Origin of the sequence: Cohnella cellulosilytica, from assembly GCF_042431195.1 — a bacterium.
In the GTDB taxonomy this organism is placed as follows: Bacteria; Bacillota; Bacilli; order Paenibacillales; family Paenibacillaceae; genus Cohnella; species Cohnella cellulosilytica.
Genome location: NZ_JBHMDN010000022.1, coordinates 64,095 through 83,496, shown reverse-complemented (window position 1 = coordinate 83,496; position 19,402 = coordinate 64,095). Strand labels below are relative to the sequence as shown.

Annotated in this window: 23 protein-coding genes; 2 read left to right on the top strand and 21 right to left on the bottom strand. The window is 55.7% G+C overall.

What is annotated here, in order from left to right:
• Window positions 1–6: 6 nt before the first annotated feature.
• The 16 genes from rplN to ACFFT4_RS17775 form a co-directional block, all read right to left on the bottom strand.
• Entirely contained in the window at window positions 7–375 is a 369-nt protein-coding gene (gene rplN, locus ACFFT4_RS17850; protein WP_378049918.1) for a 50S ribosomal protein L14, read from the bottom strand.
• A 34-nt stretch (window positions 376–409) separates the two neighbouring features.
• Window positions 410–673 (bottom strand): 30S ribosomal protein S17, encoded by a 264-nt coding sequence (gene rpsQ, locus ACFFT4_RS17845; RefSeq protein ID WP_378049916.1) that lies wholly within the window; start codon window positions 671–673, stop codon window positions 410–412.
• A gap of 23 nt (window positions 674–696) precedes the next feature.
• The gene (gene rpmC, locus ACFFT4_RS17840) at window positions 697–894 is read right to left on the bottom strand and encodes a 50S ribosomal protein L29 (protein WP_094050620.1); all 198 of its coding nucleotides are present in this window, start codon (window positions 892–894) and stop codon (window positions 697–699) included.
• On the bottom strand, window positions 881–1,318 hold the full coding sequence (rplP, locus tag ACFFT4_RS17835; protein ID WP_116065564.1) for a 50S ribosomal protein L16: 438 nt from the start codon (window positions 1,316–1,318) through the stop codon (window positions 881–883). The genes rpmC and rplP overlap by 14 nt, the downstream gene beginning before the upstream one ends.
• A gap of 2 nt (window positions 1,319–1,320) precedes the next feature.
• On the bottom strand, window positions 1,321–1,983 hold the full coding sequence (gene rpsC / locus ACFFT4_RS17830) for a 30S ribosomal protein S3 (RefSeq protein WP_378049913.1): 663 nt from the start codon (window positions 1,981–1,983) through the stop codon (window positions 1,321–1,323).
• 13 nt (window positions 1,984–1,996) lie between these two features.
• Window positions 1,997–2,335, bottom strand: coding sequence for a 50S ribosomal protein L22 (rplV, locus tag ACFFT4_RS17825; RefSeq protein ID WP_094050623.1), 339 nt, complete (start codon window positions 2,333–2,335; stop codon window positions 1,997–1,999).
• Window positions 2,336–2,520: 185 nt separating this feature from the next.
• On the bottom strand, window positions 2,521–2,802 hold the full coding sequence (gene rpsS / locus ACFFT4_RS17820; RefSeq protein ID WP_378049911.1) for a 30S ribosomal protein S19: 282 nt from the start codon (window positions 2,800–2,802) through the stop codon (window positions 2,521–2,523).
• 60 nt (window positions 2,803–2,862) lie between these two features.
• Entirely contained in the window at window positions 2,863–3,693 is an 831-nt protein-coding gene (gene rplB / locus ACFFT4_RS17815; protein ID WP_378049909.1) for a 50S ribosomal protein L2, read from the bottom strand.
• A 30-nt stretch (window positions 3,694–3,723) separates the two neighbouring features.
• Window positions 3,724–4,017: a 50S ribosomal protein L23 gene (gene rplW, locus ACFFT4_RS17810; RefSeq protein ID WP_094050626.1), complete on the bottom strand. Its 294-nt coding sequence runs from the start codon at window positions 4,015–4,017 to the stop codon at window positions 3,724–3,726.
• Window positions 4,017–4,640, bottom strand: coding sequence for a 50S ribosomal protein L4 (gene rplD / locus ACFFT4_RS17805; RefSeq protein WP_378049906.1), 624 nt, complete (start codon window positions 4,638–4,640; stop codon window positions 4,017–4,019). Before rplD ends, rplW begins: the two co-directional genes overlap by 1 nt.
• Window positions 4,641–4,671: 31 nt before the next feature.
• A complete protein-coding gene (gene rplC / locus ACFFT4_RS17800) occupies window positions 4,672–5,298 on the bottom strand; it encodes a 50S ribosomal protein L3 (RefSeq protein WP_378049904.1) in 627 nt (208 codons plus the stop codon).
• A gap of 45 nt (window positions 5,299–5,343) precedes the next feature.
• A complete protein-coding gene (gene rpsJ / locus ACFFT4_RS17795) occupies window positions 5,344–5,652 on the bottom strand; it encodes a 30S ribosomal protein S10 (RefSeq protein ID WP_116065558.1) in 309 nt (102 codons plus the stop codon).
• 474 nt (window positions 5,653–6,126) lie between these two features.
• A complete protein-coding gene (gene spoVAE, locus ACFFT4_RS17790) occupies window positions 6,127–6,477 on the bottom strand; it encodes a stage V sporulation protein AE (RefSeq protein WP_378049902.1) in 351 nt (116 codons plus the stop codon).
• A complete protein-coding gene (gene spoVAD / locus ACFFT4_RS17785; protein WP_378049899.1) occupies window positions 6,474–7,490 on the bottom strand; it encodes a stage V sporulation protein AD in 1,017 nt (338 codons plus the stop codon). Before spoVAD ends, spoVAE begins: the two co-directional genes overlap by 4 nt.
• Window positions 7,491–7,492: 2 nt before the next feature.
• Complete coding sequence (spoVAC, locus tag ACFFT4_RS17780; RefSeq protein ID WP_378049897.1) at window positions 7,493–7,978, bottom strand: stage V sporulation protein AC; 486 nt, start codon at window positions 7,976–7,978, stop codon at window positions 7,493–7,495.
• A 12-nt stretch (window positions 7,979–7,990) separates the two neighbouring features.
• On the bottom strand, window positions 7,991–8,851 hold the full coding sequence (locus ACFFT4_RS17775; protein WP_378049895.1) for a DUF421 domain-containing protein: 861 nt from the start codon (window positions 8,849–8,851) through the stop codon (window positions 7,991–7,993).
• 196 nt (window positions 8,852–9,047) lie between these two features.
• Here ACFFT4_RS17775 and ACFFT4_RS17770 point away from each other — a divergent pair, with 196 nt between their 5' ends.
• Together ACFFT4_RS17770 and ACFFT4_RS17765 are read left to right on the top strand one after the other, a co-directional pair.
• Window positions 9,048–9,254 carry a DUF1657 domain-containing protein gene (locus ACFFT4_RS17770; RefSeq protein WP_378049893.1) on the top strand — a complete coding sequence of 69 codons (207 nt, stop codon included), beginning with the start codon at window positions 9,048–9,050 and terminating at the stop codon, window positions 9,252–9,254.
• A 143-nt stretch (window positions 9,255–9,397) separates the two neighbouring features.
• Window positions 9,398–9,976, top strand: coding sequence for a YitT family protein (locus tag ACFFT4_RS17765; RefSeq protein WP_378049982.1), 579 nt, complete (start codon window positions 9,398–9,400; stop codon window positions 9,974–9,976).
• A gap of 162 nt (window positions 9,977–10,138) precedes the next feature.
• On the opposite strand, the gene tuf is transcribed toward ACFFT4_RS17765, so the two are convergent.
• The 5 genes from tuf to ACFFT4_RS17740 form a co-directional block, all read right to left on the bottom strand.
• Window positions 10,139–11,332 (bottom strand): elongation factor Tu, encoded by a 1,194-nt coding sequence (tuf, locus tag ACFFT4_RS17760; protein ID WP_378049891.1) that lies wholly within the window; start codon window positions 11,330–11,332, stop codon window positions 10,139–10,141.
• A gap of 101 nt (window positions 11,333–11,433) precedes the next feature.
• On the bottom strand, window positions 11,434–13,509 hold the full coding sequence (fusA, locus tag ACFFT4_RS17755) for an elongation factor G (RefSeq protein WP_378049889.1): 2,076 nt from the start codon (window positions 13,507–13,509) through the stop codon (window positions 11,434–11,436).
• 39 nt (window positions 13,510–13,548) lie between these two features.
• Complete coding sequence (gene rpsG / locus ACFFT4_RS17750; protein WP_378049887.1) at window positions 13,549–14,019, bottom strand: 30S ribosomal protein S7; 471 nt, start codon at window positions 14,017–14,019, stop codon at window positions 13,549–13,551.
• Window positions 14,020–14,076: 57 nt separating this feature from the next.
• Entirely contained in the window at window positions 14,077–14,499 is a 423-nt protein-coding gene (gene rpsL, locus ACFFT4_RS17745) for a 30S ribosomal protein S12 (RefSeq protein WP_378049885.1), read from the bottom strand.
• Between the two features lie 321 nt (window positions 14,500–14,820).
• Window positions 14,821–19,347 (bottom strand): S-layer homology domain-containing protein, encoded by a 4,527-nt coding sequence (locus ACFFT4_RS17740; protein ID WP_378049884.1) that lies wholly within the window; start codon window positions 19,345–19,347, stop codon window positions 14,821–14,823.
• Between the last annotated feature and the right edge of the window lie 55 nt (window positions 19,348–19,402).

Genomic DNA, 19,402 nt, shown 5'->3' with positions numbered 1-19,402 from the left:
GGAGTCTTACAGAACTTCCGGTGCCAGGGATATGATTTTCATGAAGTCGCGTTCGCGAAGTTCGCGGGCAACGGGTCCGAAGATCCGGGTGCCGCGAGGGCTCTTGTCTTCCTTAACGATAACGGCTGCGTTCTCGTCGAACGCGATATAGGAGCCGTCCTTGCGGCGTACCGAACGTTTCGTACGAACGATAACACACTTGACTACGTCGCCTTTCTTGACAACGCCGCCTGGTGTTGCTTGTTTGACGGAGCATACGATCATATCACCGATATGTCCTACGCGACGTCCCATGCCGCCAAGCACGCGGATGCACATCAATTCTTTCGCGCCGGAGTTGTCGGCAACTTTCAGACGCGTAAACGGTTGAATCATCGCAGGGTCCTCCTTTCAGTAGCAGGTAGTCGAATTAAGCCAATACGGCTTTCTCGACGACTTCGACCAGACGCCATCTCTTGTCTTTCGACAGCGGGCGGGTCTCCATGATTTTCACGGTGTCGCCAATTTGCGCTTCGTTGTTCTCGTCGTGCGCCTTGAACTTCTTGGTGTATTTGATCCGCTTGTGATACAGGCTGTGCTTCTTGTAAGTCTCGACAGCTACCACAATCGTTTTGTCCATTTTATCGCTGACGACTTTGCCGATTTGCTCTTTGCGATTATTGCGTTCGCTCATGGTCATCCTCCTTTTCCCGGGTTTTAGCCGATGCCGAGTTCACGCTCGCGCAAAATGGTTTTAGCCCGAGCGATTTCTTTCCGCAGTTCGCCAAGGCGGTGCGGGGTGTCCAGTTGGCCGGTAGCCAGTTGGAAGCGGAGGTTGAACAGTTCATCCTTGAAGCCGGCGATCTTCTGCTCGAGTTCCGCCGATGTCAGGTTGCGAAATTCACTGGCTTTCATTTGCTTCACCACCCAGTTCTTCACGTTTCACAAACTTCGTCTTCACCGGCAGCTTGTGAGCGGCAAGACGCATTGCTTCGCGTGCGATCTCCTCGGATACCCCTGCGAGCTCGAACATTACTTTGCCCGGTTTCACAACGGCAACCCATGCTTCTACGTTACCTTTACCGCTACCCATCCGCACCTCGAGAGGCTTCTGGGTGATCGGTTTCGAAGGGAAGATTTTGATCCAGACTTTACCGCCCCGTTTGATGTAACGAGTCATCGCGATACGAGCAGCCTCGATCTGACGGTTCGTTACCCAAGAAGCTTCCTGTGCCTGCAGGCCGAATTCGCCGAAGTGAACTTCGGTGCCGCCTTTGGCGCGGCCTTTCATTTTACCGCGGTGTACTTTGCGGTGTTTGACGCGTTTAGGGACCAACATGATCAGTTGCCTCCTTCCTGGACAGCTCTTTTCTTCGTCGGAAGGACTTCGCCGCGGTAGATCCATACTTTTACGCCGATGCGGCCGTAAGTCGTATGAGCTTCCGCCGTGCCGTAATCGATGTCGGCGCGAAGCGTGTGAAGCGGCACTGTGCCTTCGCTGTATCCTTCTTGACGTGCAATTTCCGCTCCGCCCAGACGGCCGCTAACGGAAGTTTTGATGCCCTTTGCTCCGGCGCGCTGCGTACGCTGCATCGCTTGCTTCATCGCGCGGCGGAAGGAAACGCGGCGCTCCAGCTGCTGTGCGATGCTCTCGGCTACGAGAACAGCGTCCAGTTCCGGATTTTTGATTTCGGAGATGTTGATGTGTACTTTTTTGCCGTTCGTCAGTTTGGTCAGTTGGCCGCGAAGCACTTCGACTTCCGAGCCGCCTTTACCGATAACGATGCCGGGCTTAGCCGTATGAATCGTAACGTTGACGCGGTTGGCCGCACGTTCGATTTCGATTTTCGAGACCGCAGCCTCTTTCAGCTTCTTCTTCAGGAATTCGCGGATTTTGACGTCCTCGATGAGGAGGGTGCCGAAATCTTTGTCCGCATACCATTTGGATTCCCAGTCGCGAATGATGCCGATGCGAAGACCGACGGGATTTACTTTTTGACCCACACGTTGTCCCTCCTTATTTCTCGGATACGACCAGCGTAATATGGCTGGAGCGTTTGAAAATACTGAATGCGCGACCTTGGGAACGAGGCTGGAACCGTTTCATAGTCGGTCCTTCGTTAACGAAGGCTTCGGAAACGACCAATTTGTTCACGTCGAGCTGATAGTTGTGTTCGGCGTTGGCAATCGCGGAGTTCAGCAGCTTCTCCAGAACCGGAGAGGCCGAACGAGGCGTATGACGCAAAATCGCGATCGCGTCTCCTACCTTCTTGCCGCGGATCAAGTCCACGACCAGGCGGACTTTGCGCGCCGGAATGCGGATATTATTGACGACAGCTTTCGCTTGCTGAGACATCGGTGTACCTCCTCCCTTACGTACGTCTCGCGACGACCGCCCGCAACGTCTTCAACGTCCGGTGCGAATCCCGCTTCGTAGGGTGCTATATTGATGCTGATCGAGCCGGGCGCCCGGATGGCGCGCTCCTCTCGACTGCACGATGACGATCGAATCGCGGCGCCGGAGGCGCGCATCCGATCGAATTAACGTCTACCCGTTTTCTTGTCGTCGTCCGTGTGACCCTTGAACGTGCGCGTAGGCGCGAACTCGCCCAGCTTGTGACCGACCATATCCTCGGACACGTAAACCGGCACGTGCTTGCGTCCGTCGTATACCGCGAACGTCTGACCCACGAATTGCGGGAAAATCGTCGAACGGCGGGACCACGTCTTGATGACGGTTTTTTTATTCGAACCGGACAGCTCTTCTACTTTCTTAAGCAGATAAGCGTCCACGAAAGGTCCTTTTTTCAAACTGCGACCCATGGAATGCTCCTCCCTTCAAGCGGCTTGAGAGTTCCCGTCCGCACCGGCAGGCAAGCAAGATTACTTGCTGCGGCGGCGAACGATATATTTGTTCGAAGCTTTTTTCTTCTTGCGCGTCTTGTAGCCCAGAGTAGGCTGACCCCATGGAGACAGCGGGGATTTGCGGCCGATCGGCGCGCGTCCTTCGCCACCGCCGTGCGGGTGGTCGTTCGGGTTCATGACGACACCGCGGACAACCGGACGATTGCCGAGCCAGCGTTTGCGTCCTGCTTTACCGATGTTGATCAGCTCGTGGTCTTGGTTGCCGACCGTGCCGATCGTTGCGCGGCAAGTTTTCAGGATGCGGCGAATCTCGCCGGAGGTCAAACGAATCGTCACATACGCTTCTTCTTTACCCAGCAGTTGAGCGCTCGTGCCCGCTGCGCGAACGAGTTGTCCGCCCTTGCCCGGCTTCAGCTCAATGTTGTGGATAACCGTACCGACCGGAATGTTCTCCAGCGGAAGCGCGTTGCCCAGCTTGATGTCGGCGTCAGGTCCGGACGTAATTACGTCGCCGACTTTGAGGCCTTTCGGAGCGATGATATAAGCCTTCTCACCGTCCGCATAGTTGATCAGAGCGATATAAGACGTACGGTTCGGATCGTATTCAATCGTAGCCACGCGGCCGGGAATGCCGTCCTTCGTGCGCTTAAAGTCGATAATCCGGTATTTACGCTTATGTCCGCCGCCATGGTGACGAACGGTAATTTTACCTTGGTGGTTGCGGCCTGCGCGTTTGGAGAGCGGCGCGAGCAGCGATTTCTCGGGCTCGTTCGTCGTGATCTCCTCGAACGTCGCGATCGTCATTTGACGCCGGCTGGCCGTTGTCGGATTAAACTTTTTGACTGGCAATTGGATTCCCTCCTTACTTAAGAGACTTGGTTATACGGAAGCTTCAAAGAAATCCAGCGGCTTGCTGTCTTCGGAAAGCTGCACGATCGCTTTTTTCCATTCGGACGTATATCCGCTGTGTCTGCCGTAGCGCTTCGGCTTGGCCGGCATTCTAAGGGTATTGACACCGACGACCTTCACCTTGAAGATCTGCTCGATTGCTTGCTTGATTTCGGTCTTGTTGGCTTTCAGTTCGACCTCGAACACATATTTGCGCTGTTCGATGAACTCGCTCGTACGCTCGGTGATCACCGGACGCTTGATCAGATCGCGAGGGTTTCTCATTACGCGAACACCTCCTCGACTTTAGCGACCGCATCCTTCGTGATGATCAGCTGGTCGTGCTTCATCACGTCGAGGACGTTGATTCCGTCAGCAGCGACGAACTTCACGCCTGGGATGTTGCGGGCGGACAGTGCGACATTCTCTTCGTAATCCGCGGTCACGACAAGCGCTTTGCGGGAGACTTGGAGATTGCTCAAAATTTTGGCGAATTCCTTCGTTTTCGGCTGGGCCAGGCTCAGTTGATCCAGAACGATCAGTTGGTTGTCCACAACCTTGCTGGAAAGAGCGGATTTGATCGCCAAACGGCGAACTTTCTTAGGCAGTTTGAAGCCGTAGCTGCGTGGCGTCGGTCCGAAGACGATGCCGCCGCCTTTCCATTGCGGCGCACGGATGCTGCCCTGACGAGCGCGGCCCGTTCCTTTTTGTTTCCACGGCTTGCGTCCGCCCCCGCGCACTTCCGAACGTCCTTTGGTGTCGTGCGTGCCGGAACGAACGGCGGCTTGCTGGAGCAATACGGCGCTGTGCAGAACGTGTACGTTCGGCTGCAAGCCGAATACTCCTTCCGCCAGATCCAATTGTCCGACTTCCTTGCCGTCTACGTTAAATACGGATACTTTCGGCATGAGTGGTCCTCCTTTCCTCTTACGTTACGAATTATTTCTTCACCGCAGAGCGGATTTTGAGATAGCTGTTGCGAGCGCCCGGTACGGACCCCTTGATCAACAGCACGTTGCGCTCTACGTCGACTTTAACGACCTCCAGGTTTTGAACCGTGATCGTCTCGCCGCCCATGCGACCGTGCATTTTTTTGCCTTTCGGCACGCGGTTGGCGTCGCGAATCGTCGCGAGGGAGCCGTTGCCGCGGTGATATTTTGAACCGTGCGTCATTTTGCCGCGGGCAAAGCCCCAGCGTTTGATCGCGCCTGCGGTTCCTTTACCTTTGGAAATCCCCGTCACGTCAACAGCATCGCCTTCGGAGAATTGGTCAACCTTAAGTTCCTGACCAACCTCAACTTCTGCCGGCGTAATTCCGCTGACTTCGCGGATGAAGCGCTTGGGTCCCGTGCCTGCCTTTTTGGCGTGGCCGATAGCGGGTTTGGTAGCCAGCTTCTCGCGTTTGTCCGCGAAGCCGAGCTGAACTGCTTCGTATCCGTCGTTATCCGCAGTTTTCTTTTGCAATACGATATTCGGAGTCGCTTCTACGACGGTAACAGGCACTACGCTGCCGTCGGCCGCGAAGATTTGCGTCATTCCGATTTTACGTCCCAAGATTCCTGACATGTTGACACCTCTTTTCTTGATGGATCTGTTCGGCCTTAAGCCTTATTACAGTTTGATTTCGATATCGACGCCAGACGGCAGGTCGAGACGCATCAGCGCGTCTACCGTTTGCGGCGTCGGATTGACGATATCAATCAAACGCTTGTGCGTACGCATTTCGAATTGTTCGCGAGAGTCCTTGTACTTGTGGACCGCGCGCAGGATCGTGATGATCTGCTTTTCGGTCGGCAGCGGAATCGGACCCGAGACGCCTGCACCCGTACGTTTTGCCGTTTCTACGATTTTCTCCGCGGATTGATCGAGGACACGGTGATCATAAGCCTTCAAACGGATGCGGATTTTTTGCTTTGCCATAGAATTCCCTCCTTCATTCGCCCAATTTTGGAATCGGACATACTCCGCGAGAATAACCCGACTTGCACCGCTGGCCTTCCTTATGGCAAAGGGGCCGGGTGTGTCGGCAACCTCTCGCATCAGCGCACAGTCACAGACCAACATTCACTATTATAGCGATCTGCCCAAACGATTGCAACAAATAATTTTCAGCTTTTTTCATTTTGCGCAAACGTTAATCGCTCACGGCAAAAAGGAGGCTGTCCCATAAGCCGACCGAGCTGCTTTATAAGGATAATCGATATTAACGATGCAAGGGGTATGTACCTCCTTCCGATGCTATACGCTCCTGAAACCTGAATAGGTAAACCCGTTAATGGGTGGTTTCAGGAGCGTATGAGGCATTCTCCAGGAGGTACATACCCCTTCTTTACATATCGATCATCTTGAGCAGCTCCGCTTATGGGACAGCCCCGCAATACGAATGAAGCTATGTTACCCTTTGGGCTTGACCAGCAGCGCGGCGAAGAACGAGAACACGATTGCCGCGGAGATCCCCGCGCTGGTTACCTTGAAAATTCCGGTGACGACGCCGATCCATCCGTCCTTCTGCAATTGTTCGAGCGCTCCGTGAACGAGCGCGTTGCCGAAGCTTGTAATCGGCACGGTCGCACCGGCCCCGGCGAACTTGATCAGCGGATCGTACAGGCCGACGCCGTCGAGGATCGCTCCGAGCACGACAAGCAGCGTCATCGTATGCGCGGGGGTCAGCTTGAAGACGTCGAAGCAGATTTGGCCGAGGATGCAGATCGCTCCCCCGATCGCAAAAGCCCACAGGTAGATCATGGCGTCCCCTCGCTCTCGATGGATACCGCGTGAGCAATGCAGGGTATCGTTTCTCCTTGCTGGTAGGAAAGCGGGGACAGCAGCGCTCCCGTGGCAACGACCAGAATCCGTTTGAATTCGCCTTTGCGCATGCGATTCAGCAGATGGCCGTACGTCACGACGGCAGAGCAGCCGCAGCCGCTTGCGCCGGCTTGAACCTGCTGCTCCTCGTAATTATAGATCATCATGCCGCAGTCGGAATATGTCGTTTGATCCATCCGTATCTTGTGCTTGGCGAACAAATCGCATGCGATCTCATATCCGATCCTGGACAGATCCCCGGTCACGATCAGATCGTAGTGCCCCGGCTCGATTCTCAGATCGCGGAGATGCGCCTGAATGGTGTCGACCGCGGCCGGCGCCATCGCGGCGCCCATATTAAAAGGATCGGTCAGCCCCATGTCGATGACTCTGCCGATCGTCGCGGACGTAACCGCGAATCCGTCGCCCTCGCGGGATACGACGGCCGCCCCCGCCCCCGTAACCGTATACTGCGCGGTCGGCGGTTTCTGCGAGCCGTATTCCGTCGGGTAGCGGTACTGCTTCTCGACGGAAGCGTTGTGGCTGCAGGCGGTGGCGAGCGCATATTTGGCCGAACCCGAATTCACGAGATTGGCGGCGACGGCGAGTCCCTCCATGGAAGTCGAACAGGCGCCGAAAATGCCGAGATACGGAATAGACAGCGTGCGGGCCGCAAAGCTTGTGCTGATAATCTGGTTCATCAGATCTCCGCCGACAAGGAATTGGACTTGCCCCGCGGTGACTCCCGCATTCTCCAGCGCCAGCTTGGACGCTTCCTCCAGCAGCGCTTTCTCCGCCTTCTCCCAGCTGGACTGACCCAGCAGCAGATCCCCGTGAACGATATCGAAATCGTCCGCCAGCGGTCCTTGTCCTTCGAACGGGCCGACGACCGTCGCGGTGCCCCGGATTCGCGGACGATTCTCGAACACCCAGCTTTGGTGGCCTCGCAGCATCGTTAATGCCCCCCTGCCCCGTGCGGATTAATTAGGAAATGCAGGATCCCGACGATAAAAGCGGCCACGGTTCCGAATACGATGACGGGTCCGGCCAACGTGAACATTTTACCCCCGACCCCGAGCACGAGTCCTTCGCTTCGCGCTTCGATGGATGCGGAGGCCATCGAATTGGCGAATCCCGTTACCGGAACGGCGGTGCCGGCGCCGGCCCATTGCGCGATTTTGTCGTAGACGCCGAAGCCGGTCAGGACGACGGATAACAGAATCATCACCGCCACCGCAGGGTTTGCGGCCTTCTCCCTGTCAAAGCCGCCCCAATGCACGAACATATCCGTAACCGCTTGGCCGATCAGGCAGACCGTGCCGCCGACGAGGAAGGCGCGAACGCAGTTTTTCAGCACGGGTCTCGCCGGCTCGCGTTTATCGGATAGCTCCTTATACTCCTGCTGGACGGGAGTCAGTTTTTTCTTTTTGCTGTTCGACATAAATACGCTCCTCTAACGCTGAAGTACGGGTCTAAGCTCCTCGATAATCCCCACCATCTCGGCAGCGCATCGTTCATACATTTCCTTGGCGTCCTTGCTCCTTGTCGTCAACCCGAACAACATCAGATCCGCTTCGCATTTTTTCAAAGTCGAGAACAATAAAGCCTTCTCCTGCGGAACGGGAACTTTGATCTTATCGTCGTACAGATCGACGTAAAACTGACCGTACGTATCGACCTGGCCCAGATAAATATTTTCCACCGTCACGCCGAGCTTCTCCATCTCTTTGTTCAGCCATTCCCGGCTCAGCCCCATCGTCGCGAGCGGCTCGTCCATAATTTTGCCGTCCATGACGACGGCCTGAGGCTCCTGCTCCGGTCCGACCTTGATGCCCAAATGTCTGGCGGTGATCGGTTGATTCTCGCGGGTCAGCAGCACGTTGATATCGCCGCTCGATTCCATAACCGCGAATTCGACGTCGGCCACCCGGAAAGCCATCTTCTTCCGCAGCTGCTCCATCAGTTCGTCGGTCGTCAGCCTTTCCTTCTTTAAATTGTCTTCGAGCACTTTACCGTCTTTAATGAGGACTCGCGCTTTGCTGTCCAGAAAATCGCGCATCTTTTTGCTTTTCATTTGAAGAAACTCGATGCCGAGCGATACGAGAGACCATACCGACAGCGCTACAACGCCCAGGTACCATTCGGTCTGCAAATCCATCGAGATGTAAGCGACGAGATTCCCCAGCGTGATCCCGGTAATGTACTCGAACAAAGAGAGCTGCGAGACTTGTCTTTTGCCCAGCAATTTCGTAATGGTGAAAAGCACGACTACGGCGACCAAGGTCCGTATCGCGATCTGTAATGCGTCCGGCACGTCGAATCCCCCTTTGACCAACAGCCTCAACGGTATCAATTGTTTGTTAAAATCGCCTGTATTATGAATTTTCCGCAGTGCATTCCATTCCCTCGAAAGGGAGAAAATTGAAAATGCTCCGTGGCGGCCCCGATGAATAAAAACGCAACCCGAAATCGATAATATATTCGTTCATTCCAAATTGGAGGTGATTTCATTGACAGTAGCATCCGACGTAAAAACCTGCCTGGCTTCGCTGAAAAGCGCCCAAGCCAGCCTCGAAACGTTTGCCTTGTCGACGCAAAATCAAGAGGCCAAAACGTTGTTCACGAACGCCGCGGGACAAACCCAGCAGATCGTTCAACAAGTCGAAAGCCGGGTTCAGCAATTGGAAAACGAAGAGCCTCAGTACAAAGGCTTCTGAGGCATCGCTTGGTCGTCGGATTGATATTCGAAAATTCAGGAGGGCTCAGCCCTCCTTTTTGCCATCCGGCGTTCTTTAAGCCTATCCGACAGCCATATAGATAAGACAGGCCTTGTCGCGAAGGAGTGGTCGGATTGATTTCCATGCACAAAATCTTCATGATTTTCATAGGCAGTCTGTTCATTGCCTGCGGGATCGATTTCTTCATTATGCCGATCAAAGCGCTGGACGGGGGTTTTATCGGTTTGGCGCTCATCGGAAACTATCTGTTTAAGGCGAAACCCGGAATCATCTTGATATCGCTTAGTCTTCCGGTTTTTATGTATGTCTGGATGAAGGCGCGGGGTATGTTTTTCTACAGTCTTTTCGGTCTCGTATTCCTGTCGTATTTGGTCGACTTGTTCGAGCCGTACGAGCCCTTGGGCCGTCTCGTTCACGAGCACCCGTTCGCGGCGGCGATGGCCGGAGGACTGCTGATCGGAATCGGGTTCGGCATTTTGCTGCGCAACGATACGAGTGCGGGCGGAATCGATCTTCTGGCGAAGCTGCTTGCCGCCCGGCTGAAGCTTAACGTAGGAGTGCTGATTCTGATTATGGATGCGATCGTGGTCGGCATAGGAGGGTTGATCTTCTCTTTGGACACCTTTTTCCTGTCCGTGGCGACGGTGACGACCGGCGGTTTGGCCACGAGTCTATATACGAGCAAGTTTTTCGATTATTAAGGCGCGCAGCAAGCAAAAACGCGTTCGCCGTCCTTAGGACGGCGAACGCGTTTTTGTCGGAGACGATACAGACAAGGATAAGGGTGAAGCTTATAAATTCCGTATCGTCGAAAAATAAAACCGTCCGGCGGATTGCCGAACGGTTTTATCGATGTGAAGCTCTTATTTTTGGATCGTAGCAACGGCGCCTGCGCCAACCGTACGGCCGCCTTCGCGGATCGAGAAGCGAGTGCCTTCTTCGATTGCGATCGGAGCGATCAGTTGAACGGTAACCGTGATGTTATCGCCAGGCATAACCATTTCCGTGCCTTCCGGCAGGTTAACGATGCCCGTAACGTCCGTCGTACGGAAGTAGAACTGAGGACGGTAGCCCGTGAAGAAAGGCTTGTGACGTCCGCCTTCCGCTTGAGTCAGAACGTAGATTTGAGCGGTGAATTCCGTGTGAGGCTTAACGGAACCCGGCTTAGCCAATACTTGGCCGCGCTCGATATCTTTACGGTCAACGCCGCGGAGCAATGCGCCGATGTTGTCGCCGGCTTGAGCTTGGTCAAGCAGCTTACGGAACATTTCAACGCCCGTTACAACCGTCTTGCGAGTTTCTTCGTGCAGACCGATGATTTCGGCCTCGTCGCCGACTTTGATGATACCGCGCTCGACACGGCCCGTAGCAACCGTACCGCGACCCGTGATCGTGAACACGTCCTCGACCGGCATCAGGAAAGGCTTGTCAGTTGCGCGCTCAGGGATCGGGATATACTTCTCGATCTCGTCGAACAGCTCAACGATCTTGTCAGCCCAAGGGCCGTCCGGATTAGCCAAAGCTTCACGGGATGCGCCGCGAACGATCGGAGTGTCGTCGCCCGGGAATTCATACTCGGTCAGCAGGTCGCGAACTTCCATCTCGACCAGCTCGAGCAGCTCTTCGTCTTCAACCATGTCGCATTTGTTCAAGTAAACGACGATGTAAGGAACGCCTACTTGACGGGAGAGCAGGATGTGCTCGCGCGTTTGCGGCATTGGGCCGTCAGCTGCGGATACGACCAGGATTGCGCCGTCCATTTGAGCAGCGCCCGTGATCATGTTTTTAACGTAGTCGGCGTGTCCCGGGCAGTCAACGTGAGCGTAGTGACGGTTAGGCGTCTCATACTCGACGTGAGCGGTGGAAATCGTGATTCCGCGCTCGCGCTCTTCCGGAGCCTTGTCGATTTGGTCGAATGCAACAGCAGCGCCGCTGCCGTATTTTTTGTTCAATACCGAAGTGATTGCAGCCGTTGTCGTCGTTTTGCCGTGGTCAACGTGACCGATCGTACCGATGTTAATGTGCGGTTTTGTACGTTCGAACTTAGCCTTAGCCATGGATACTGTTCCTCCTTAATGAAGAAAAGGTTTTTGGATTTATTTGATGACGGGGGAGCGCCGCATCATGCGATTCCCGCCCGTCCGCTTTCTGAAACGCATTAAGCGCCCTTGCTCTTGGAGATGATTTCTTCGGAAATCGACTTAGGCACTTCTTCGTAGTGCGACAGTTCCATCGAGAACACGCCGCGTCCTTGCGTACCGGAACGAAGAGTCGTGGAGTATCCGAACATCTCGGCCAACGGCACCTTCGCACGGACGATCTGAGCGCCGAAACGCATATCCGATCCTTCGATGCGGCCGCGGCGGGAGCTCAGCATGCCCATAACGTCGCCGAAGTATTCTTCGGGCACCGTTACTTCAACCTTCATGATCGGCTCGAGCAGCACAGGATCGCATTTGTCCTTCGCCGCTTTAAGCGCCATCGATCCGGCGATTTTGAACGCCATCTCCGAGGAGTCGACGTCGTGGTAAGATCCGTCGAAGATCGTTGCTTTGATATCGACGAGCGGGAAGCCGGCCAATACGCCGTTCTTCATCGACTCTTCGATACCGGCTTGTACCGGAGCGATATATTCGCGCGGTACGACACCGCCGACGATCTTGTTCTCGAACTGGAAGCCTGTACCCGCCTCCAGCGGTTCGAACTCGATCCAGACGTGGCCGTATTGACCGCGTCCGCCGGATTGACGAACGAACTTGCCTTCGACTTTCGCCGCTTGGCGGAACGTCTCGCGGTAAGCAACCTGCGGCTTACCGACGTTCGTCTCGACTTTGAATTCGCGAAGCATACGGTCAACGAGAATTTCGAGGTGAAGCTCGCCCATCCCCGAGATGATCGTTTGGCCGGTTTCTTCGTCCGTGTGAGCGCGGAACGTCGGATCTTCTTCGGCCAGCTTCTGCAGAGCGATGCCCATCTTGTCTTGGTCGGCTTTGGTTTTCGGCTCGACCGCGAGCTGGATAACCGGCTCCGGGAAGTTCATGGACTCCAGAATAACCGGACTCTTCTCGTCGCACAGCGTGTCGCCTGTCGTCGTGTCCTTCAGGCCTACCGCCGCAGCAATATCTCCGGAGTAGACGATGTCGATCTCTTGACGGCTGTTCGCGTGCATTTGGAGAATACGTCCGATACGCTCGCGTTTGCCTTTCGTCGCGTTGATGACGTAGGAACCGGAGTTCAGTACACCGGAGTAAACGCGGAAGAAAGTCAGACGGCCCACGTAAGGGTCGGTCATGATTTTGAACGCCAGCGCCGCGAACGGCTCGCTGTCCGAAGACTTGCGCGTCGTTTCCGTGCCGTCTTCCAGAACGCCCTTGATGTCGGGAACGTCCGTCGGAGCGGGCAGGTAAGCGACAACCGCGTCCAGCATCGGTTGAATGCCTTTGTTGCGATAGGAAGTACCGCAGACGACCGGGAAGATTTTCACTTCGCAGACGCCTTTGCGCAGAGCCGCTTTGATTTCTTCAACGGTCAGCTCTTCGCCTTCCAGATACTTCATCGTCAGATCTTCGTCAAGCTCGGCAACCTTCTCTACGAGAATGGCGCGCAGCTCTTCGACTTTATCGGCGTATTCCGCAGGAACTTCGATCTCGTCCGGCGCTTTGCCTTTGTCATCGGTGTACTTGTATGCAACGCGTTCAATAATGTCGATCATGCCGATAAACGTATCCTCGGCACCCATCGGATATTGAATCGCAACCGCATTCGCGTTCAGACGCTCTCTCATGTCGTTGATAACGTTGAGATAGTCCGCGCCGATGATGTCCATCTTGTTAACGTAAGCGATCCGCGGAACGCCGTAGCGGTCGGCTTGACGCCATACCGTCTCGGATTGCGGTTCTACGCCTTCTTTGGCGCTGAATACGCCAACGGCCCCATCCAATACGCGCAGGGAGCGCTCGACTTCCACCGTAAAGTCAACGTGACCCGGAGTGTCGATAATATTGATGCGGTGACCTTTCCACTGAGCAGTCGTTGCAGCGGACGTAATCGTGATTCCGCGCTCTTGTTCTTGCTCCATCCAGTCCATCGTCGCAGCGCCTTCGTGCACTTCGCCGATTTTGTGAGTACGGCCGGTAAAGAACAAAATCCGTTCAGTCGTCGTGGTTTTACCCGCATCAATGTGCGCCATAATCCCGATATTGCGCGTATTTTGCAAGGAGAACTCTCTAGCCATGAATATAGTCTCCCTTCAAAATGTCTAGCTTCGCGAAAATTACCAGCGGTAGTGCGCGAACGCTCTGTTCGCTTCCGCCATTTTGTGAGTGTCCTCACGCTTCTTGACTGCTGCGCCCGTGTTGTTGGAAGCGTCCAGAATTTCTGCAGCCAGACGTTCTTCCATCGTTTTCTCGCCGCGGTTGCGGGCGTAGTTCACGAGCCAGCGCAGTCCGAGGGACGTGCGGCGCTCAGGCTTGACTTCTACCGGAACTTGATAGTTCGCTCCGCCTACGCGGCGAGCCTTAACTTCAAGCACTGGCATGATATTCTTAATCGCTGCTTCAAAAACCTCCATCGGGTCTTTGCCGGAGCGCTCTTGAATCAATTTGAACGCATCGTAAAGCAATTGTTGCGCTACGCCTCTCTTACCGTCGATCATAATCCGGTTGACAAGGCGAGTTACCAGCTTGCTGTTGTACAGCGGATCCGGAAGTACGTCCCGTTTCGGAACCGGTCCTTTGCGTGGCATCAAGGTTCCTCCTTTCTCTTTCTTGACGTTCAGGCGAGCTTAGCCGCCGGAACGGAATTAGGATTTTTTGGCTTTCGGCTTCTTCGTTCCGTATTTGGAGCGAGCTTGTTGACGGTTGTTGACTCCCGCCGTATCCAGCGCTCCGCGGACGATGTGGTAACGAACGCCCGGAAGGTCTTTAACACGGCCTCCGCGTACAAGAACAACGCTGTGCTCCTGCAGGTTGTGTCCGATTCCTCCGATGTAGGCGGTCACCTCTACGCGGTTCGTCAGACGAACACGGGCGTATTTACGAAGAGCGGAGTTCGGCTTCTTCGGCGTCATCGTTCCTACACGGGTGCAAACCCCGCGCTTTTGAGGAGCACTCAGGTCCGTCTCTACGCGTTTGAGAGCGTTGAACCCTTTTTGAAGCGCCGGCGATTTCGATTTAACGACCTTCGATTGACGACCTTTGCGAACGAGTTGGTTAATTGTTGGCATGCTGCCACCCCCTTCCCATGATGGGTACAAATAAGAAAATAAGCGATTGGATCGATGCGCCTCGTGAAGCCCACAGATCCAGGCGGTTCATTTCGAGAGATGAGAAAGGGCTCGACCGGCCTTCCCGCCTATCAGCGGTCAGCCGCATCAAACCCGTTATTCCTATTCTCAATCGGCCAGGCGGTTATTCATCCGCCGCAGCTTTCACCATCGCCTAAGTCCGCACCGCTCACGGCACGCCGTAACGACGCGCCTCTGGCACACACTAGAACATAGTATCACTTCGAAAATGGTGTGTCAAGAACCTAGTTTTAGATCATTTTAGATCAGATCCGACTTCTGCAATAAACGCCGGATCATCGTTGCCGTCTCGGCACGGGTCATATAATCCTTCGGCGCAAGAATGTTCCCCGCTCTTCCGGATACTACACCGGCCTGCAAATTATCGGCAACGCCGCCTAGCGCCCATGAAGCCACTGCCGCCGCGTCTTCGAACGAGCGAAGCGCCCCGTCTGCCGGACGTTCGGGCAGTTGCTCTTTCAGACCGGTGATCGCCATCGCCTTGGACAGGATCAACATGGCCTGCTCCCTCGTCACCTTGTCGTCCGGTCTGAACGTACCGTCGCCCATGCCGCTGATCAGCCCGTGCGCATAAGCCGTATGAACCGCGCTGCCGTACCAGTCTTCGGACTTCACATCCGAGAACGGCGTCGCTCCGTTTTCCGGTTTGAGTCCCAGCCCGCGAACGACGATAGCCGCAAATTCGGCTCGGGTGATTTCCCGATCGGGCGCGAACATCCCGTTCCCGATTCCGTCTACGATCATCCGGGAGCCCATATCGTTCACAGCCTCCTTCGCCCAATGCTTCTCCGCGTCGCCGAATTCGAGAGGATGCCATACGACCGCATACAAGCTGTTGGTCAAGCTGTTGATTTGGGCCTCGTACTTTCCGTCGATTTGGCGGACCTTGGTCGGGACGTGACGCACGGTCCCGTCCGGCTCGACGACAACGCCGGTCGTAATCTTGCTCGGATCGATTCCTTCCGGAATCGCGATCGTTCTTTCCACATAGACGTCGAACCTCGCGACTTCGACGGTCTTCTCTCCATAGACGGCGCTCACCGTAAAGCCGAGCGGCCGGGCGACAAGCTCAAATCGGCCTTGCGCCGCCGCGTTCTCCGCGACCTTCAGCTCGTCCGCCGTCGGAACGGCAATTTCAATCCGCACCCTCAAGTCCTGCAAAGCTGCCGCACTGCCCGCCTGCGCGGAGATGGAGTCGATCCGGATTTGATTCGCCGGAAGCGTGTACGTCGCATAGTCGGTTTTGAACTCGAGAACGGCTTGCTTGTCCTCCATGTTCTTGATCATCCGGCCGTTCAGCTCGGCAACGACGATATCGAACGGCTTGCCGATCGGAATCGTGACGACGGCATGCCGCCCTTCCGCCGCAAGCTTGTCGCCGAGCTTTTTCTCATCCACGGCGACCGTCATGACGGTCCGATCGCCGCGCTCGGACACCTTGGCGGCGCCCGCGTTCTCGACTTTCCCGTTCACCAGAATGTCCACGCCCGTTTCGTCCGCGGCGCCCGGCGCCGTCGGAGCGGAAGGCTGGGATTGGGACGGCGAAGAGCCGCCGTTATCGGCAGGCGGAGCTGTCGGAACGACCGCGTTCGATTCTGCCGAAGCCGCGCTTTTTCCCGCGCCGTTGATCGCTTTAACCGTGAACGTGTAGCTTACTCCGTTCGTTAATCCCGTGACCGTAATCGGACTGGAGCCGCCGGCCACGACCGCATTCCCCGGCGATACGATCACCTCGTACCCTGTAATCGGGCTTCCGCCGGTCTCGGAAGGAGGCGTAAACGTGATGACGGCCCGGCCTTTCCCCGCGGCCGCCGTCACCTCGGTCGGAGCTCCTGGCACGGCGGACGGAGTCACGGCGACCAGGTTCGATGCCGCGCTCAAGCCGCCCGGATTTTCCGATTTGACGATAAAGTAGTAGGTCGTGCCGTTAACCAGATTAAACGCGCCGTAAGTCGCCGAAGTGACGGTCGCCACCTCCGCGAAGTCGGACGGATTCGGATCGGCTGCCATATAAACGCGGTACTGCGTCGCGTTCGGTACGGGGCTCCAGCCCAGAGTCGCCAGACGATCTCCGCCCAGCGCGGCCAGATCCTGCGGATTGGCCGGGGCGTTCGGCAAGTGGACGGCTTGCGTCACGACAAACGACACCGGCGCCAGATGATCCGCGGCAACCGTAACCGTTGCCGTATAGGTATTCGCCGGCAAGCCGTCTTTGACAGCGAGCCCAAAGCTTGTCGACGCGCCGCCGACCAGCGCGGAATCCGGAGGCGTCACGACGAAGTCGGAGGCGTTGGCTCCGCTTAGCGTGACCGACAGATTCGCCAATGCGCCGGTGCCGGTATTCGCAATCGAGACGGGTCTCGACTCTTGGGTTCCCGCTGTGTATCCCAACGTAAGCGGCGTTAGCGTCTGGTCCGAGATCGGGGCGATCGAATAGGAGTAGGCTTCAGTGACCGTAATCGTCGCCGTTCCTTTTTTGCTCGCGTCGAACACGGAAGTCGCCGTAATCGTATATACGCCGGGAATCGTTTCCGGCGCTGCCGTGACGTTGCCGGTGTTATCCACCGTCACCTGGCCGCCGCCGTCTTCGCTCGACCACGTTACCGCCTCGTCCGCTCCCCCCGCCGCGACTACCGAAGCGGAAAGCTGCTTGCTCCCTCCTTGCATGATGCTTGCGGCGCTCGGTTCGATGCTTACGCTATGAATAGCCGGCGCCGCCGTTACCGTAATCGTCGCCGTTCCTTGTTTGCTCGCGTCGAACACGGAAGTGGCCGTAATCGTATAGTCTCCGGGCACGGCATCCGCCGCGGCGCTCACTTTACCAGCTTCGTCCACCGTCACCTTTTGGTCGACTCCGTTGCTCGACCACGTCACCGACGGCGTCGCTCCCCCTGCCGCGACTACCGAAGCGGAAAGCTCCTTGCTCTCTCCCTGCATGACGCTTGCGGTGCTCGGATCGATGCTTACGCTATGAATAGCGGGCGCAATCGTTACCGTGATCGTCGCCGTTCCTTGTTTGCTCCCGTCGAATACGGAAGTGGCCGTAATCGTATAGTCTCCGGGCACGGCGTCCGCCGCGGCGCTCACTTTGCCGGCTCCGTCCACCGTCACCTTTTGGTCGACGCCGCTGCTCGACCACGTTACCGTATTATTCGCTCCGCCTACCGCGACTACCGAAGCGGAAAGCTCCTTGCTCTCTCCCTGCATGACGCTTGCGCTGGCCGGATCAATGCTTACGCTATGAACGGCAGGCGCCGGCGTGACCGTGATCGTCGCGGTTCCTTGTTTGCCGGCGTCGAATACGGAGGTGGCCGTAATCGTATAGTCTCCGGGCACAGCGTCCGCCGCGACGCTCACTTTGCCGGTTCCGTCCACCGTCACCTTCTGGTCGACGCCGCTGCTCGACCATGTTACCGTATTATTCGCTCCGCCTACCGCGTCTACCGTAGCCAAAAGCTGTCGGATTCCGCCTTGCACGACAGTCGCGGAGGCCAGATTTAGCGTCACGCTGCGCACGGCCGGCGCTATATACTTGGCGACTCGAATTTGATTGTATTTCCCCGCCTCCGGGCTCTTCTCCTGCCAGGTTACGAATAATTCGCTGTTTCCTGCGGCTATCGCGGGATCGATAGCGGCTTCCCCGACATTCTTGTTCAAGCCGTCGTTGCCGCCTCCGTCGACGAACGTCCATTCCCCGCCGTCGTATTTCCTGACTCGAATTTGATAGATAATAGTCCCGTATTTCAGCTCTTGCCACGTTGCAAACAATTCGTTGTTGAATGCAATCAAAGCAGGTTCCCTGACCTGGAACCCGTCATAGCGGTTCAAACCGTACGTACTGCTGCCTTCGGCCTTCTCCCACCCCGTTCCGTTATACCGCTTGGCCCGAATTTTGCTATCCGTCGATCGCACCGGCGCTTCTTCCCAAATGACGACCAAGAAATCGTCGAGAGCGGCCATTGAAGGTTTATTCCCGTTGTAATAATCCACCATGTTTAATCCGTTAGCGGAGTCTCCGTCCACGCTCGTCCAGTTCTTATCGCCATCATATCTATTGACCCGGATTTGACCGGAATTTCCGTTCGATTCAACCCATGTAAGATATAAGGAGCCTTGGAATACAGCCATAGCGGGATATAATCCGCTTATTGCTTCATTCCGGTTCAACCCCTTCTGACCGCCTTGGTCGAGACTCGTCCAGCTCTTATTGCCCTCATACTTTTTAACCCGGATTTGAAGAACGTCGGCATCGTTTTTCTCCTGCCAAGCCGCATATAAGGCATTGTCGAACACAACCAGAGCAGGGGCCGTGGCTTCTTTCTCAGGTGTTATGTTTAATCCGTTGCCTTCGACGACCTCCGTCCAACCAAATCCGTCATAGCTCTTGACCTTAATTTGACTATAGGGAATGCTCATCTCTTCCCATGCCAGATAAAGCTTCCCGTTAAATACCATCATCGTAGGATTATTCGCGTTCTTTTCGAGGTTATAATTCATTCCATCCCCATCGATGCTTGTCCAGATGGCGCCAATCAATTTCTTGACGCGGATTTTATTGACCGTTTTGCTCCCCGATTGGTTCGATTCCACCCAGGCCGCATAGACTTCGTTTTTATACACGGCTATCGTTGGAACGTTGGCATGGTTATAAGTAAACTGGTTTATACCGTTTACCCCGTTCCCGTCTATCAGCGGCCAACTGGACGCCGCCGCGGAAGCCTGACCGCCGCCGACCGAGAGAAGAGGCATGAACAGCGCAAACGCCAATATAAAATAAGCCGCCTTCCGTAACCGATGTCTCCTCGCATGCTTATTCGTTGCC